At 59.3% G+C, this 15,342-nt stretch carries 15 protein-coding genes; 5 read left to right on the top strand and 10 right to left on the bottom strand.

Going from position 1 to position 15,342, the window contains the following annotated elements; all coding sequences use genetic code 11:
• Window positions 1–24: 24 nt before the first annotated feature.
• From CFBP4996_RS22480 to CFBP4996_RS22450, 7 genes are all read right to left on the bottom strand, one after another.
• The gene (locus CFBP4996_RS22480; protein ID WP_020812372.1) at window positions 25–978 is read right to left on the bottom strand and encodes a phosphoglycerate dehydrogenase; all 954 of its coding nucleotides are present in this window, start codon (window positions 976–978) and stop codon (window positions 25–27) included.
• Window positions 979–1,003: 25 nt separating this feature from the next.
• Window positions 1,004–2,071, bottom strand: a complete 1,068-nt coding sequence (locus tag CFBP4996_RS22475) for an ABC transporter ATP-binding protein (protein ID WP_080853743.1) — start codon at window positions 2,069–2,071, stop codon at window positions 1,004–1,006.
• A 4-nt stretch (window positions 2,072–2,075) separates the two neighbouring features.
• Complete coding sequence (locus CFBP4996_RS22470; RefSeq protein ID WP_020812374.1) at window positions 2,076–2,909, bottom strand: carbohydrate ABC transporter permease; 834 nt, start codon at window positions 2,907–2,909, stop codon at window positions 2,076–2,078.
• Window positions 2,910–2,926: 17 nt separating this feature from the next.
• Window positions 2,927–3,820, bottom strand: a complete 894-nt coding sequence (locus CFBP4996_RS22465; protein WP_080853744.1) for a carbohydrate ABC transporter permease — start codon at window positions 3,818–3,820, stop codon at window positions 2,927–2,929.
• Between the two features lie 195 nt (window positions 3,821–4,015).
• The gene (locus CFBP4996_RS22460) at window positions 4,016–5,338 is read right to left on the bottom strand and encodes an ABC transporter substrate-binding protein (RefSeq protein WP_233283615.1); all 1,323 of its coding nucleotides are present in this window, start codon (window positions 5,336–5,338) and stop codon (window positions 4,016–4,018) included.
• 310 nt (window positions 5,339–5,648) lie between these two features.
• On the bottom strand, window positions 5,649–6,356 hold the full coding sequence (locus tag CFBP4996_RS22455; protein WP_020812378.1) for a GntR family transcriptional regulator: 708 nt from the start codon (window positions 6,354–6,356) through the stop codon (window positions 5,649–5,651).
• Between the two features lie 92 nt (window positions 6,357–6,448).
• A complete protein-coding gene (locus tag CFBP4996_RS22450; RefSeq protein WP_080853746.1) occupies window positions 6,449–7,306 on the bottom strand; it encodes a LysR family transcriptional regulator in 858 nt (285 codons plus the stop codon).
• A 91-nt stretch (window positions 7,307–7,397) separates the two neighbouring features.
• Here CFBP4996_RS22450 and CFBP4996_RS22445 point away from each other — a divergent pair, with 91 nt between their 5' ends.
• Window positions 7,398–8,648 carry an MFS transporter gene (locus CFBP4996_RS22445; RefSeq protein ID WP_080853747.1) on the top strand — a complete coding sequence of 417 codons (1,251 nt, stop codon included), beginning with the start codon at window positions 7,398–7,400 and terminating at the stop codon, window positions 8,646–8,648.
• Between the two features lie 59 nt (window positions 8,649–8,707).
• On the opposite strand, the gene CFBP4996_RS22440 is transcribed toward CFBP4996_RS22445, so the two are convergent.
• The 3 genes from CFBP4996_RS22440 to CFBP4996_RS22430 are packed head-to-tail and all read right to left on the bottom strand — an operon-like array spanning window position 8,708 to window position 11,829.
• The gene (locus tag CFBP4996_RS22440; RefSeq protein ID WP_080853748.1) at window positions 8,708–9,799 is read right to left on the bottom strand and encodes a rhodanese-like domain-containing protein; all 1,092 of its coding nucleotides are present in this window, start codon (window positions 9,797–9,799) and stop codon (window positions 8,708–8,710) included.
• Window positions 9,800–9,840: 41 nt separating this feature from the next.
• Window positions 9,841–11,448: an ABC transporter substrate-binding protein gene (locus CFBP4996_RS22435; RefSeq protein WP_080854809.1), complete on the bottom strand. Its 1,608-nt coding sequence runs from the start codon at window positions 11,446–11,448 to the stop codon at window positions 9,841–9,843.
• A gap of 51 nt (window positions 11,449–11,499) precedes the next feature.
• Window positions 11,500–11,829 (bottom strand): hypothetical protein, encoded by a 330-nt coding sequence (locus CFBP4996_RS22430; protein ID WP_137396297.1) that lies wholly within the window; start codon window positions 11,827–11,829, stop codon window positions 11,500–11,502.
• Between the two features lie 17 nt (window positions 11,830–11,846).
• On the opposite strand from CFBP4996_RS22430, the gene CFBP4996_RS22425 reads away from it, so the two are divergent.
• From CFBP4996_RS22425 to CFBP4996_RS22410, 4 genes are all read left to right on the top strand, one after another.
• The gene (locus CFBP4996_RS22425) at window positions 11,847–12,689 is read left to right on the top strand and encodes an NADPH-dependent oxidoreductase (RefSeq protein WP_080853749.1); all 843 of its coding nucleotides are present in this window, start codon (window positions 11,847–11,849) and stop codon (window positions 12,687–12,689) included.
• Window positions 12,690–12,998: 309 nt separating this feature from the next.
• On the top strand, window positions 12,999–14,027 hold the full coding sequence (locus CFBP4996_RS22420) for a ketopantoate reductase family protein (protein WP_080853750.1): 1,029 nt from the start codon (window positions 12,999–13,001) through the stop codon (window positions 14,025–14,027).
• A 49-nt stretch (window positions 14,028–14,076) separates the two neighbouring features.
• The gene (locus tag CFBP4996_RS22415) at window positions 14,077–14,646 is read left to right on the top strand and encodes a TetR/AcrR family transcriptional regulator (RefSeq protein WP_080820244.1); all 570 of its coding nucleotides are present in this window, start codon (window positions 14,077–14,079) and stop codon (window positions 14,644–14,646) included.
• 12 nt (window positions 14,647–14,658) lie between these two features.
• A complete protein-coding gene (locus CFBP4996_RS22410; RefSeq protein WP_080853751.1) occupies window positions 14,659–15,261 on the top strand; it encodes a 2-hydroxychromene-2-carboxylate isomerase in 603 nt (200 codons plus the stop codon).
• Window positions 15,262–15,342: the final 81 nt, after the last annotated feature.

The raw sequence follows: 15,342 nt of genomic DNA, 5'->3' as shown, positions 1-15,342 counted from the left end.
ATGCGGAAGCCTTGCCGGCGTGGATCAGAGCTGGTTGCGTGGCTGGCGGTTCGCGAGCACATCGATCACGGCCTCGGCGGTAATCCGGCCGATAGACGTGTAGGTTTCATAGGTTTCCGCCGCCGTATGCGGCGTTGTGACGATCTGCGGCAGGGTGAAGAGCGGATTATCGGGCAAGGCAGGCTCCATCTCATAAACATCGATCGCCGCTGCCTGAAGATGGCCGCTGACGATGGCGTCGTAAAGCGCCTTCTCATCCACAAGGGCGCCGCGCGCCGTGTTTATGAAAATCGAGCCGGGCTTCATCCGGGCAAAACGGCCGGCATCCATGAGACGGCGTGTCTCCGGCAGGCTCGGCATCATCATCACGAGAATGTCGGAAGACGAAAGCACCTCATCCATCTCGCACATCCGCACACCAAGCTTCGTTGCGGCAGCCTGGTCGGGAAACTTGTCGTAAGCGATCACCTCCACATCGAAACCGGAGAGTTTGCGCGCGATCTTGCGGGCGATGTTACCGAAACCGAGGAGACCGACGCGGCGGCCGATCAGTTCCTGCCCGACGAAACGGTCCCATGCGCCACCGCGCAAGGCATCGTGCAGATAGGGTATCCGGCGCATTGCCGAAAGGATCAGCCCGAGCGTCAGTTCGGCCACCGCATTGGCATTGCCGCCCGGCGCATTCGTCACCGCGATGCCATGCCGGTGGGCCGCATCGATATCGATATTATCGACACCGACACCAAAACGCGCAATCGCCTTCAGTCGCGGGGCAAGATCAAAAACACGGTCGTTCCAGGTGTCGACACCGGCGATAACGGCATCGACATCGCCAAGTCTTGCCGATAATTCGTCAAATGTCATCGGCCGCCCGAAGCCGTTTTCAACGACGTCGATACCTTCCGCCTCCAGCATCGCCTTGGCGTCCGCGCAATAGCGGGAATAATTCGTTGCCGTTACCAGTACGGTCTTGCTCATTGCAGTGTCTCTCGGAAAATCGGAATTAAATACGTGCACCGGCCTGATCGAACAGAACGCAGCGATCGGGATCGAAACTCATGGTCAGGATTTCGCCCGGCGCAGGCGCCATATCGCCCGGCAGGCGGCAATTCAGCCGGTTGCCGGCAATATCCAGCAAGGCGAGCGTGTCGGCCCCCAATGGTTCGATCAGTTGAACGGGACCGGAAATCGTGGCGGACGACGAGGCCCGATGGGCCGAATCCAGCGAAAGATGTTCTGGCCGCACGCCGAGTTCCGCTGCACCTTCGTAGTCCCGGCGTTCGACCGAAACGGGGATGCGCGTGCCATCCGGCAGGGTCGCAACACCCTTCGAAAGCTGCACGGGCAGGAAATTCATGGCCGGCGCACCGATAAAACCGGCGACGAAGCGGGTTCTCGGGTTGCGGTAAAGCTCCTGCGGCGCACCGATCTGCTGAATGTGACCGTCCTTCAGCACGACGATACGGTCGGCCATGGTCATGGCTTCCACCTGATCGTGGGTGACATAGATCATGGTGCTGCCGAGCCGCTGGTGGAGCTGCTTGATTTCCGCACGCAGATCGACACGCAGCTGGGCGTCGAGATTGGAGAGCGGCTCATCGAAGAGAAAAACCTTCGGTCCGCGCACCATGGCGCGCCCCATCGCCACACGCTGGCGCTGGCCACCGGAAAGTTCGCGCGGGCGTCGCTTCAGCAGATGGGTAAGCTGCAGGGTGCGCGACACGTCTTCGACGCGCTGCTTCACCTGCGCCTCCGGCACACCGTTCATCCGCAGGGCAAAGCCGATGTTCTTTTCCACGGTCATATGCGGATAAAGCGCATATTCCTGAAACACCATCGCCACATCCCGCTCCCACGGACGAAGCCTGTTGACGACCGTTCCGTCAATGGAGATCGAACCCTCCTGAAAATTCTCCAGGCCGGCAATCATGCGCAGCAGCGTCGATTTTCCGCAGCCGGAAGGACCGACGAAGACAATGAATTCGCCATCGACAATATCAAAGGAGAGGCCATGGATGACACGGTGCGCGCCGTAAGCCTTGACGACGTTCTGAATGGAAAGAGTGGCCATGGAATTATCCTTTGACTGCCCCTGCGGACAGGCCCGCGACAAGGCGGCGCTGGACGAGCAGGGTAAGAATGAGCGGCGGAAGAGCGATCATGGTTGCGGCGGCCATCAGCGCGCCCCAGTTGGTGACGCCCTCGCCGATGAAATTGAACGACGCGACGATGGCGGTCTTGGTGTCGAAGCCGGAGAGCGCCAGAGCGAACAGGAAATAGTTCCAGGTGAAGATGAAGCAGAGAATGGATGACACCACCACGCCGGGCATGACCACCGGAAGAACGATGCGCCAGAGCACCGACAGCGGACGGCAACCGTCCATCTGGGCGGCTTCCACCAGTTCACGCGGCATGGCGTCGAAATAGGGCAGCATCGTCCACAGGGCGACCGGCATGGCGATGACGGCATGGGTCAGGATCAACACCGTGTAGGAACCGACAAGCCCGAGTTCGGAAAAGATGATGAACCAGGGCAGCAGGAACAGCGTGCCCGGCGCCATGCGCGAAAACAGCGCCAGTGTCGCAGGCCATGTGGTGCGATGCCAGGAGACGGCAAAGGCCGCCGGAAATGCGAGCAGGATGCCGAGCAATGTCGCGCCCGTCGAAACGATGAGCGAATTCAGCGTATTGGAAAGAAATTCCGTGCGCTCGAAAAGCTGCCGGTAATTGTCCAGCGTGGGCGTGAAAAAGAGGCTCGGCGGCAGCTTCGTCACCTCGTAACGATCCTTGAAGGACGACAGGATCATCCAGAGGATCGGGGTGATCGCGGCGATGACGAGAATGGCGGTGCTGAGGCCGCCGCGCAGTCTTTCGGCAAGGGAAGGCTGATATGCCTCGTGTTCGTGCATGAAAATTCCTCCTCGATTTACCAGGTGACGGCCTGTCGCAGCCGGGAAAAGGCGACGACGGTGACCATGACGACGGCCGCGAGCGTGATCATGCCGGCCGAAGCGTAGCCGAAACGGGAAAACTCGAAGCCCTGCTGGTAGGCATAGATATTGAGCGTGGTCGACGCATTGCCCGGCCCCCCGCGCGTGGTGATGTAGATCACGTCGAAGAAACGCAGCAGGTCGACCGACCGCAGGATCGCGGCGGACAGGAGCGTCGGTGCAAGCAACGGCAGGGTGATGTGAACGAGCCTCTTCCAGCCGATCACGCCATCGATCTCCGCCGCCTCGAACACCTTCGTCGGCAGGGACTGAAGGCCGCCCAGAACCAGAAGTCCGATCAGCGGCGACCATTGCCAGGTGTCGACGGTGGCAACCGTCAGAAGGACCCACTTGGGATCGGCGAGCCAGAGGCTCGGGCCGATTCCCACCTGCCCGAGCAGCCAGTTCGCGACGCCGACGGCCGGATCGAGAATGACGATCGCCATCATGCCCACGACCACCGGCGGCATCATGAAGGGCATGACAGCCACCGTGCGAACGAGATTGCGCGCGCTACGCACCCTGTTGAGGGTGAAACCGAGCCAGGTGCCGATCACCATCTGCATGGCGAGCGCGAGTCCATAAAGCACCCATGTCAGAATGAAGGCATTGTGAAATTCCCCGTCGGAAAGCAGCTCGAGATAATTCGCAAGACCGACGAAACGGTCGTCCATGCCGAGCGAGTTTTCGCGCAGCGAAATCCAGATCGCATAAAGAATGGGGAAAACGATCATCAAGCCGACGAATGCCACGGCGGGCGCCATCATCCAGCGAAAGGAAAGAACGGTCTGGCCGGGGCCGGAGATGCGGGAAGGCATCGGAGCGGTCATCACACGGGGATCCCTCATGAAAATGATATTTGTGTCTGCAATTGCGTGGCCCAAGCCGCGCCAGACCGCACGCCGTGAAACTGACCGGCGGCCTGTGCAACGATTGGGGAGAGCAATATTTCCCGTCGGGGATCCGGCTCCGGACTTTGCAGCACGGAACCGGATTTCCCGGGAGGAATTCCCAGAGCCGGCGAATTATTGCAGGGCGAACAGGGCCTTGTCCGCCTCGCAGGCGCCATCCTTGATCGTATTGTTGCCGAGCAGGTAATCCTGAACCACCTTGCCGATGATCTCGCGGGTCTGCGGCACCTTGTCGGTCGGCGATGCGTAGTCGCCGGTGCCGGTTTTGCTGATCTGCCTGATGGCGTCGGCCCAGCTCTTGCGGATCGGCAATTCGTCGGTGAATTTTTTCATATCCGCACCGTCAAAGACCGAACTGCGTGGCGGCGCGACACCGGCCTGAATGAGACGGGCCTCGATCTCCGGCGACGTCGCCCATTGCATGAACAGCCAGGTGGCCTCCTTGCGTTTGGAGAAATTCGACATCGACAGACCCCAGCCGAAGGCGACGGGCTTGGAAATGCCGGTTTCCTTGCCGGGCGGCAGCACCTTGATGGCAAGATCTTCAGCGCGGCCGGGGAATTTGACGATATTGGAGAATTCGTTGGAGGACTCATGCGTCATGGCGACCTTGCCCTGACCGAGAAGCTCGACGACCTGCGGGAAAGAATGGTTGGAAGCACCGACGGCGCCATAGGTTTTCAGAAGATCGCCATACATCTGCAGGCCGGCTATGGTCTTTTCCTGGCACAGGCCCGGCTTGGTCTTGTCCGCGGATTTGAAGTCGCCGCCAAGATTGAAGACGAAAGACGCCATCGGATAGGGTATCGCATTGCGCACGCCGCGCGCCGTCCAGGCGTTGACCGACTTGTCGCATTCCGAAATTGTTTTTGCGGCGGCGGGAATATCTTCGAGATATTGCGGTTCAGGAACGTTGCACTTGGCGAAAATATCCTTGCGCCAGTAGAACAGCGGACCTTCGACATTGATCGGCACGCCGGTCAGCTTGCCATCAAAAATCTCGTTCTTGCGCAGCCCCTCGCCAAAATCCTCGAAATTGAAATCCGGCGACGTCAGGCTCGCATCCTTCAGCAACGGGTTGAGATCGGCATACCAGCCAGCCTTGTTGTAGACCGCGCCCTCACGGATTTTCAGCGAAATGAAGGCATCGACATCGGATGACCTGGCCTGCATGAGCGTCGACAGACGCGCGCGGATCGGGTCTTCGTTGAGAATCTCGACGCGAACCTTGATGCCGGTCTTTTCCGTGAATTCACTGGTCATATCCTTGATGGCATTCGGCCAGGGATGGTTCGTGAACAGAACATTTATTGTCTGGCCTTCCTGTGAACGCCAGTTGAAATCGGCGGCTCCCGCAATCGAACCGGTAAAAACGACGCATGATGCAAGGGCTGCCAGTTTTGACGCGGCCGCCAGACTGTTCCTGAAAAATTTCATGTCAATCATATCCTCCCAAATCTCGGTTATTTTCCTCAATGACGTATCGCCCCCGGATGAGAATGCGGGCGCATACCTCTCCCTCCCGGTCGGCGCGGATTTGTTGCGCGACCGCATCTCCTCCCTCAAGACAGGCGGAAGCTAACAGGAAAATCTCACTGCCGCAATAGCTAACATGTTACCTTGATTTATAGTGACATTCCACCTACGGCACCCTTATGCATTCGGCAGCGGTTTCATTGGACGTCACGCTCTGGCGTGGCTGCCCCAAGCATAGGGAAACAGCCCGAAAGGCCCGCCAGAAGGGCGGCTACCGTGCGATCGCGCGGTTTTTGGCATTGTGAATGTGCTGCTCCATCGCGGCGGCGGCAGCGGCCGGATCGCGTGAGGCAATCGCATCGAGAAGGTTCAGGTGATCGTACATCGTGGGCAGGACGAGCGGAGGATTGAGCTGCGTATGTGCCTGGCGGATCAGCCTGATTTTTATGGCGTTCACACGGTAGATATTGGTGAGGATTGAGTTCTGCAGGGAATCGATCATGCCGTGATGAAATCGGGAATCCAGTTCCTGCGCCCTGTCCACAAGGGCTCTGGAGACGTGATTGGCGTCCGGCTCGGCATTGCAGGCATCGATGATATCCAGATGTTCCTGCCGAATGGCCTCCAGCGTCTCATCGCTAACCAGCCTCGCGAATATCTGGACCGCCTCCTTTTCCAGAAACAGCCTGACCTGAAATGCATCCTGCACCAGATTGAGATCGACCTGGGCAATCTGCATACCACGCTGCGGAACCGTCACCAGCAGCCCTTCGGCCTCAAGGCGCGGGATCAGCTCACGGATCGCCGCAAGCGGCAACTGGGTAAGCTCAACCAATTGCCGTTGCGAAACAAATTGTCCGGGGCGAAGCTGGCGGGAAAGAAGGTGCTCCGTGAAACTGGAATAGGCGCGGTCTCTCTGATTGACGTGCCCCTCCGCATTTCTCAGGCTACGACCATCCTTCTTCTTTTTCTCTACCAATGAGCGAACCTCCAATGCATGTATCTAACATGTTAGTAAGGTTACCAATGAGATTCAATCACGGTCGAAGATGAAATTCGAAAATAGGCAATTCAAATTCGAGGGGACTGAAATGCCCGCGTGATCCGTCGCAGCACGGCGTTCGCGTGATCGCCGGTAACCGCGGAAATCATCACCACGTCCAGTTTTGAAAGCTGTGGGAGCAGGCCGTCCCTCACCTCCCGCAGACCGGCAGGCGCCACACTTCGCGCCAGCAGTGCGACGCCGATCCCGGCTTCGGCAGCCGCTCCCACCGCCGTTGCACCGGTTCCGACGAACACCTCACGCCAGGCGATGTCCGCCGCCTCCAGCGCCCGAAGAGCCATGGCTCGCAAATTGCAGGGCTCCGGTTGAAGCACCAGCGGCACCGGCAGGTTCGAAGGCAGATCGAAATCCGCGCTGCAGTACCAGCCGAAGCTTTCCTGAAACAGCAACTCGCCATCGCGTCGGATATCGTCATGCCGCAACACGACGATCGCATCGAGCGCGCCGGCATCGTAGAGCTCAAGCAGCGTCCTGGTGCCGGCCGTGCGCAGATGAAGCGTAACGCTCGTCTCACGCTCGCTGATCACCCGGAGTATCCGAGGCAAATCGGCCCCGATCAAATGATGCGTGAAACCGATCGCGAGGCGGGTCGGCTCCTGCCCAAAGACATCCAGCGCACGACGACCGGCCGCGACATAAGCCCGCGCGGGCTCCAGAAAACGTTCGCCGGCGGCCGTCAAACGCACGCGGCGCGGCGTCCGTTCGACGAGGCGATGCCCCAACATGTCCTCAAGCCGGCGCAGGCGCAGCGATATCGCGGCCTGTGACGTGTTCATCACGCCTGCAACCCGTGTGAACGACTGCAATTCGGCAACGAGAAGAAAAGCCTCGACGGCCTCGGGATCCAATGAGCGCATGTTTAGCATAACAAGCTGTTATCGCTGAAATGCGCAAGCCCCTAATTCTATCGGGTCCTCGCGAGCGCTATTGCACGAAAACTCTCGATAGGAGCTTTTCGTGTCTTCACAGATTTCCTCGACCTCGCCCACGCCAGCCGCCGACCGCCGGATCTGGGCAGTCCTTGCCGTCGCCGTCGCAACGCAAACCGCCGGCTCGTTCGTATCGCAGGGGATTTACATCCTCGTGCCCTTCTGGCGGGAAGCATTCGGCATCTCCCTCGCATCCGCATCACTGGCTGTGACGGTCATGAACGGTGTGCAGATCGTGACGATGTTCACGCTCGGCCGCGCCATCGATATTCACGGTGAGCGCCGCATCGTCGGCATTGCCATGCTCGGCATGGCGCTTGCGATGGCCTGCGCGGCGGCATTAGCAAACAGCCTGCCCGCGCTGCTTTTGTGCATCGCGTTTCTGGGCGGCACCTATGCCGCTGTCCAACCGGGCGGCACGCGGGCGATCATGCGCTGGTTCCCGCCTGCCAAACGCGGCATAGCGACAGGGTTTCGGCAGGCCGCGGTTCCTTTCGGAACGATGATCGCGGCCGCCCTCCTCCCGTTCATGGCGGTTCGTTATGGATGGCATGCGGCAGCATGGCTCTGCGCCGGTGTTTCCGTCATGGGCGCCACACTCTTCTGGGGTCTCTATCGCGAGGGAGGCGATGTGGCCGCAAAAACCGAGCGCCCGCTTCCCCTGACAAAACTCGCCCGCGAGGTCGGGCAGAATCCGAGCTTCTGGCCCGTATTGCGGCTTGGTATCGCCATGTCGGCATTTCAATTCACCCTCACCGCACACGTCATAGGCTTCATGGCGGATGGATTGGGGCTTGGCCTCTTCGCCGCATCGTCCATGTTTGCCGCAACGCAGCTTGCGGGCATTCCTGGCCGGATTTTGTTGCCATGGCTCAGCGACCGTTTCCGACCCGGCCTTCGCACGCAATCCTTCGGCCTGGTATCCGTCATTGCCGCAGGCGCTGCCGCAATCCTCGCGGCTCTGCCCATCGGCGTTCCGGCACCTATTATCCTCGTCGTGCTTGTCGTGCTGGGAATGTTCGGGATCGGGTGGTTTCCGCTTTATCTTCTGCAGATCGCCGAAAGCGCACCGAAAGGTTCGATAGCGTCTACGATTGCCTTCGCTTCCACGATCTGCCTGGGTGTCATGGCAATCGGCCCCTATATATTCGGCCTTCTGGTCGATCATCTTGGCTACGGGGCAGCATGGTCCGCATTGATCGTGCCGGTGGTCGCAACAGCACTGCCCCTCACAATCTCATCGCCGCGCCTGCCGAAAGCTCAGATCGGCTCTTCATGAAACGGGATAGGCGCGGCGGTAATCGAAGACATGAAAGTGACGGTAGCCTTCAGGAAAACCTATGCGGCTGCCGCCTCGGCACCCTGCTCGAAGTCGTGCAGGTGAAGAGCGATTTCAAAGCCCCGGCGTTTCAGCCAATGGGCAACGACCCTCGCGCGGGCGCCCAGCAGGTCATCCACCAGAATGACCCGTGCGCCGCGCACGGCAATGGTACGATAGGCGACACCGAGAAGCTGGCCGCCTTCCGAAGAAATCGAACCTTTAAGGTGGGAGGCCGCGAATTCTTCCGGTGTTCTCACGTCGAGAAAATAGGTCGTTCGCGCCGTGTCCCGCAGCCATGTCTCGGCCGTGGTGCGATCGACGAACTGCAGCCCGTCATCGCGGGAAAATGCCTCCAGACGCGTCTTCGCGATATTTTTCGCGTCGTCGCTGACGGACGGATATGTATGCGAGCGCCCCGTTTCCAGCTCAAACCCGTCATCGGTCCAGCCGCGCGTGCCATCGTGCAAATAGCTGACATCGTTTTCAACACCGGCATCGATCAAGGTCTGCGCGCCGAGGATCGCGCGGGGAAGGCCCGCGCAGGCGACGACAACCCGTGTTTTGGGTGATGGCACGAGGTCGGAAAACCGCAGCAGAAGCTCGGCACCGGGTACGCCGATGGCGCCCGGCACATGCGCCTTTTCATATTCCGCTATGGTGCGGGTGTCGATGACGACAACATCTTCGCCGGCTTCCTGCCACGCCTTCAGTTCACGGGCGAAAACCACGGGTGTGTTCTTTTCACCCCGGACCTTCTGAACGAAAGGAACGCCGGGAATATCGAATGTCGGCAGGGCGTCGATGCCGCCGTCGATCCATGCCGGAATTCCACCGCGCAGAAAGTGAATATCGCTCCAGCCTCTGGCGGCCAGCCGTTCCGCCGCCTGCTCCGCGCTTCCCTTGCCATCGTCCACCAGAACGGTCCGCACGACGGGACGCGGAATGAAGCGGTCGATTTCCGCATCCAGCCTTTCGGCTGGAAGGTTGGTCGCAAACAATGGAGAAGCATACCCCACTTCGTCTGCGGGGCGAATGTCGAGAACGGCAAGTTCCCTGCCATCTGTCAGCCACTCGATGAGACGGTCTTTGGTTACGGCATGTACGGACATTGCATATCCTCCTGACAAATTCTGGTTTTTCACATCGGGTTTCAAGCGGTCGGATCGAGCCATAGATCGCCGAAACTCCAGTTCAGCCCCTGCGCGCCGGTGACGTAGTTCCGCACGCGCCTGTGCGCCACGATCTGGCTTCCCGCCGCCACAAGATCGACGGAGGCCACGTCGTCATGGATGAGATGCTGGAACCTGCTCCAGGTCACCCAGCGCTTTTTCGGATCGGGCTCGATCGCCGCCGCCTCCAGAAGCGCATCCGCCTCCGGATTGGCGTAGTTGGCCGCGTTGGAAAAGGGCAGCCCGATCTTGAAATTCTTGCTCCAGTAGGCCCGCTGGATGCCGAGCGACGGATCGAAGGTGTTGGAAAGGGACTCCACCACCAGATCAAAGGCGCGGTCCGTATAGACCGTCTTCAGATAGGTCGGCAGGTCGTATTTGCGGATTTCGACGGCGATGCCGATCTTTTCAAGCTGGCTGCGAAGGACATCGGCAAAGCCGGGCGTCAGATAGGAATTATAGGTCAACCGCACCGGAAAACGCTTGCCGTCGTCTTTGCGGGGATATCCCGCCGCATCGAGCAATCTTTCCGCTTCCCGGGGATCATAGGCATGGGCCTTGACGGACGCATCATACCAGTTCGGCAGGGCGGTGCTGACCGGGCTCGGCGAAATCTGCGCATAACCGAAGAGCGCCACATTGACGATTTCATCGAGATTAATCGCCTTCGCAATGGCCAGGCGGGCGTCTTTCTTGCGGAAAATTTCATTATCGTAATTGAAAAACAGCTGCTGCTGCGGGCCCGCATAAGCATAGGTGTTCGTATCCAGAACGAGATCGGGGTTCTGCTTCAATCGCTCGAGATCCGCCAGCGGCACCGGGTTGTCGCCAATATCCACTTCTCCCGTTTCCAGCGCCACCGCCCGCGCGGCCGGATCGGTGATGATGCGCAGAATGATGCGATCGAGATAAGGTTTGCCGGCATCCCAATAGTCGGGATTTCGTTCGAAGATCAGATGGCTGCCCGGCGTCCACTCCGTCAACCTGAAAGGGCCGGTGCCAATCGCGGTCTGCAATGTCTGGCCATCGGCTGGCTTCAGCTTTTCGAAAATATGCTTCGGCACGATCGGCGATTCCGAACTCGATTGCGCGGCGATCAGAAATGGCGCCGGTTTGGACAGCACGATAATGGCGGTCAGGGGATCCGGCGTCTCCACCGCCTCGACGTTCTGATAGGTGATACGGCCGCGCGGATGGGCTTCCTTCAGGCGGAAAATCGAAAACGCGACGTCTTCCGAGGTGAAATCCCGACCATCGTGCCATTTCACATTCGGGCGAAGTTTGAACGTGTAACGAAGATGGTCATCCGAAACGGACCATTCCGTCGCCAGCAGCGGCTGCGGCTTGAGGTCGAAATCGAATGTCAGAAGTCCTTCAACGATCTTCGGGCCGATTGCCTGTCCGGTCCCCGATGAGGTGTTGATGGCGAAAAGCGCGTTGCCGGGATCGACACGATAGAGCAGCCTGAGCGTACCGCCGGAGACGGGCCGGCCCGCGTCACCATTCGTCGCGAATAGAGACCCCGGCAGGGCCGTTCCTGCCGTTGCCAGAAGAAGCATCCTGTTAAACTGGCGGCGTCCTATCGTCATGAAAATCCCCGTTTGAAAACGTCGTTTCGATGACAAAAGCATCAGGGCAAATCAGGGTTTCCATAAGAAGAAAATTCTTCTTTGCCGCCAAAGAAAACATTTCTTGCAGAATTTTATTTCAGAACGCATGCAAACACGCGCCAAAATTTGTTCCGAATCATCCATTTGACCCAAATCCTCGTTGCTTCCCTGCGGCCGATGACGAATGAGGAGGAAATCGCACTGGCGTTTCGTTTTGAATTCCCGTGGAAATGTTGTTTCACTGAAAAATCGAGATTGAGCAGGACATTGCTCGGCAGATGGGTCGGTGAAGCATATCAAATGATACACCTCACAGGCTTTCCAATCCCCGCCATGGGCCCTGCGGTCCATCACCAGCATTACGGAGTTTCTTAGCGATGACCCTGACCAGTCCGATTACCAAACTGGAAATACCGCAGCAGCGTGTTGAAGCCCGCTATGGAACGCAGGCCGATTTTTCTCCGCCTTTCTGGAACGACACCATCGACGCCTTGCTGAACCACCGCACCGCCCGCGCCTATCTGCCGAAAGCTCTGCCGCAGGGCAGCCTGGAACTTCTGGTCGCAGCCGCACAATCTGCACCCACATCGTCCAATCTTCAGGCGTGGAGCGTGGTGGCGGTTCAGAACAAGGAGCGCAAGGCACGTCTGGCGGGCTTCACGGGCGGCAATGCGCATATAAAGGATGCACCTGTTTTCCTCATCTGGCTTATCGACCTGAAGCGGCTGCGCACGGTCGCTTCAAACCAGGGCAACAAGGGCGAAGGGCTGGATTATCTGGAAAGCTTCCTGATCGGCGCCATCGATGCGGCGCTGGCAGCGCAGAATGCTGTTGCCGCAATTGATTCACTCGGTCTTGGCTCCTGCTATGTGGGCGGTATCCGCAACAGACCGGAGGACGTGTCGCGCGAACTGAACCTTCCCCCCGAGACGGTTGCCGTCTTTGGCCTGACGGTCGGCTATCCCGACCCGGCGGTGAAAACCGATGTCAAACCGCGCCTGTCGCAATCATCCATTCTGTTTCATGAAACCTATTCGGAACCGACACGCGACGATCTCAATTCTTACGATGAAGTCTTGAAGGTGTTTCAGGAAAAACAGGGCCTGCCGCAAAACGGCTGGACGGCGCCCATCGCCCAGCGTGTGGAGAACGCCGCCGCGCTGAAGGGCCGCGCGGAACTGAGCCAGACATTGCGTCGCCTCGGTTTCGGCATCAAATAAACTCCGTTGCGGCTGACGGTATTGAACGCAGAGGCGTCTCCGGCTCGGCAATGCGAAGCGCCCGGCCAGGGGCAGCGCAATCTCTCCCGAAATCGCCGATTTCGGGAACTGATTTTCTATAAAATTAGTAGATATAGAATGACCGGTCTTCCTTTATACCGCTCGAAGGCCTTACGATCCGTTCCAGACTGCTTCTGAACCGCATCCCGCCACCGTCCTCAATCGCCGCCCGCACAGACCGCCGAACCAGTCAATAACCGAAATCCTCTGGAAAATCCGGAGCGTAAAAGACAGGACGAAAAACGACAGATGCCACGTTACGTTATCATTGGCGCCGGCGCGGTGGGCGCGAGCCTTGCAGCACAATTCGCGCTTTCCGGCATTGACTATGCGCTTTTCGGACGGGGCGCCCAGATAAGCCATATCAGGCAGCATGGCCTCACCTTCCAGCGCCCGGCGGAGACGCGGCAGATCGATCTGAAGGTTTTCGACCTGACGGATCTTCCGGAATTGACGCCGGACGATATCCTCCTGCTCACGGTGAAAGCTCAGGATGCCGTAAGCGCGCTCGCCTTCTGGTCCTGGCAAAGTGTCTCGAACACGGCGACACCGGCAGCGGCAAACCTGCCTATCGTGACTTTTCAAAACGGACTGGCGACAGAAGCGAATGCCCTGAGAACATTTGCCCGGGTCTATGGTGCAAGCATTCTGACACCGGCGCGGTTCACCGAAACCGGCAAGGTGGTGGTGGGCGGCGAGCCGCAATTGGGCATCGTGACAGTCGGGCGCTTTCCGCTTGGACAGGATGACGTGACCGCGCAGGTCGCGGCGGACCTGAACAGCGCAGGATATCTTGCCGAGGCGAGCGACGATATCCGCCGCTGGAAAGCAGCAAAGCTCCTTCACAACGTTCGCAACGTCCTCGAACTTTTCGACGGTCCGGCCGATCTGAACGACAGGATCAGCGCCGCTCTGGTGGATGAGGCCCGCCATGTGCTGGACTCGGCAGGCTACACCCTTGCCTCGCCCTCCGAGCGAACCGTCGACATTTCGAACTGGCGGGTTGCGCCGAACAGCGGAATCCATCCGGGCCAGCAATCGACCTGGCAGAGTTTCAGGCGCGGAGCCTCGAGCGAAGTGGATTTCCTCAACGGCGAAATCGTTCTGCTGGGCCGGATTCACAATGTTCCGACGCCCTATAACGAAGCCGTTCAAACGCTTGCCGGAAAACTGGCGCATCAGGGCGGGTTTTCAAAGCCGCTGCCACTCGATGCGATCACGTCTCTCCTCGCCGCCCCGGACCGGGCGGCGCATGCCAATCCCGCCGCTTCTTCATGACCGGCGGCCCATAGCAGTGCGATTTATCAAACGACAGTGTGAAACGATAATGCGAGAAGCCATATCAGACCATATCCTCGCCGCCGCTGGCACGCTCTTCTATCGCGAGGGCATCCGGGCTGTCGGCATAGATCGGATCATCGAAGAAGCGAATGTTGCGAAGGCGACGCTCTACCGGCATTTCCCGTCGAAGGATCACCTCGTTGCGGCCTATCTGGAAGCACGTCATGAGCGCGTGATCTATTCGCTTCAGAAAGTGCTGGATGCGGACATGGCTCCTAAGGAGCAGATCCGGTTGATCTTCGAGCAACTCCACGAAAAGGCCGACAGCCCGGATTTTCGCGGCTGCGCCTTCGCTCTTGCGGTTGCGGAACATGGCGAATCCGAGCGCGTCGTGGTCGTTGCGCGTGCCCATAAGGCGAAGGTCAGGGACGTGTTTGCCGCTGTTCTGGCAAGAGCCGGCAGCACCGTGGAGATTGCCGCCGCCCATCTTTCGCTCCTCTACGAAGGGGCCTTAGCGACCGTCGCCGTCGGGCGCGATCCCAAAGCGGTGCTGATTGCGCGTGACTGTGCGCTCTCCGTCTTCGACACGGCCGCCTCCACCGATCAACCCAACTGAAAGCAGCAGACAATGACAAAGACGATCGATTATTTTTTCAGCATCGGCTCACCCTGGGCCTTCATCGGTCTTGAACCGTTTGCTGCGCTGGCGAAAGAACAGGGCGCCACGATCCGCCCCCATGTCATTTCGCTGATCGAGGAAAATGGCGGCATTTATTCGCGAAACCGGCCGGAGGCCAGACGCGCATACTGGATCAGCGATTTGAAGCGCTGGGCGGCATTGCGCGGAAAAGTGCTGAATTTCGACAATCGCGCCGCTCTCTCGGATCCCTCACCGGCCGGCCTGATGGTTGCCGCGGCGATAGAAACGGGCGAGGACTGGCTGAAGCTGGCAGCTGCGCTTCAGGAAGCCTTCTGGGTTCGCGGGGAAGACATTGGCAAGGCGGACGTCCGCCGGGCGATTGCAACGGCCACAGGCTTTGATGCTGCAGCCCTCGATGAGCACGGCCAAAGCGATGCGGTTGCGGCATTGCAAAAGGCCAGCTTCGAAGCGGCCAGGACAGCCGGTGTGTTCGGGGTGCCGACCTATCGCTATCAGGATGAACTCTACTGGGGGCAGGACAGCCTTCCGTTCCTCGAGCGTCATCTCAGCGGAGAAAAGCTCGCCGCCTGATATCGCCGCCAGAAGGCGGAGACAGTCCTGGCGATCTGCCGGGCAAAGCGCTTCGCCTTCAATGCAGATTCCCATGGAATT

The organism is Agrobacterium leguminum (assembly GCF_005144435.2).
GTDB lineage: Bacteria > Pseudomonadota > Alphaproteobacteria > Rhizobiales > Rhizobiaceae > Agrobacterium > Agrobacterium leguminum.
Note: the sequence above shows the minus strand (reverse complement) of the source record. Positions and strands in the feature narration are given on the sequence as shown.

Coding starts and splice junctions, on each gene's coding strand:
- CFBP4996_RS22430 (WP_137396297.1), bottom strand. CDS start 11,829: ATGCTGGTGATGGACCGCAGGGCCCATGGCGGGGATTGGAAAGCCTGT.
- CFBP4996_RS22480 (WP_020812372.1), bottom strand. CDS start 978: ATGAGCAAGACCGTACTGGTAACGGCAACGAATTATTCCCGCTATTGC.
- CFBP4996_RS22440 (WP_080853748.1), bottom strand. CDS start 9,799: ATGTCCGTACATGCCGTAACCAAAGACCGTCTCATCGAGTGGCTGACA.
- CFBP4996_RS22475 (WP_080853743.1), bottom strand. CDS start 2,071: ATGGCCACTCTTTCCATTCAGAACGTCGTCAAGGCTTACGGCGCGCAC.
- CFBP4996_RS22410 (WP_080853751.1), top strand. CDS start 14,659: ATGACAAAGACGATCGATTATTTTTTCAGCATCGGCTCACCCTGGGCC.
- CFBP4996_RS22420 (WP_080853750.1), top strand. CDS start 12,999: ATGCCACGTTACGTTATCATTGGCGCCGGCGCGGTGGGCGCGAGCCTT.
- CFBP4996_RS22465 (WP_080853744.1), bottom strand. CDS start 3,820: ATGACCGCTCCGATGCCTTCCCGCATCTCCGGCCCCGGCCAGACCGTT.
- CFBP4996_RS22435 (WP_080854809.1), bottom strand. CDS start 11,448: ATGACGATAGGACGCCGCCAGTTTAACAGGATGCTTCTTCTGGCAACG.
- CFBP4996_RS22460 (WP_233283615.1), bottom strand. CDS start 5,338: ATGAAATTTTTCAGGAACAGTCTGGCGGCCGCGTCAAAACTGGCAGCC.
- CFBP4996_RS22425 (WP_080853749.1), top strand. CDS start 11,847: ATGACCCTGACCAGTCCGATTACCAAACTGGAAATACCGCAGCAGCGT.
- CFBP4996_RS22450 (WP_080853746.1), bottom strand. CDS start 7,306: ATGCTAAACATGCGCTCATTGGATCCCGAGGCCGTCGAGGCTTTTCTT.
- CFBP4996_RS22470 (WP_020812374.1), bottom strand. CDS start 2,909: ATGCACGAACACGAGGCATATCAGCCTTCCCTTGCCGAAAGACTGCGC.
- CFBP4996_RS22415 (WP_080820244.1), top strand. CDS start 14,077: ATGCGAGAAGCCATATCAGACCATATCCTCGCCGCCGCTGGCACGCTC.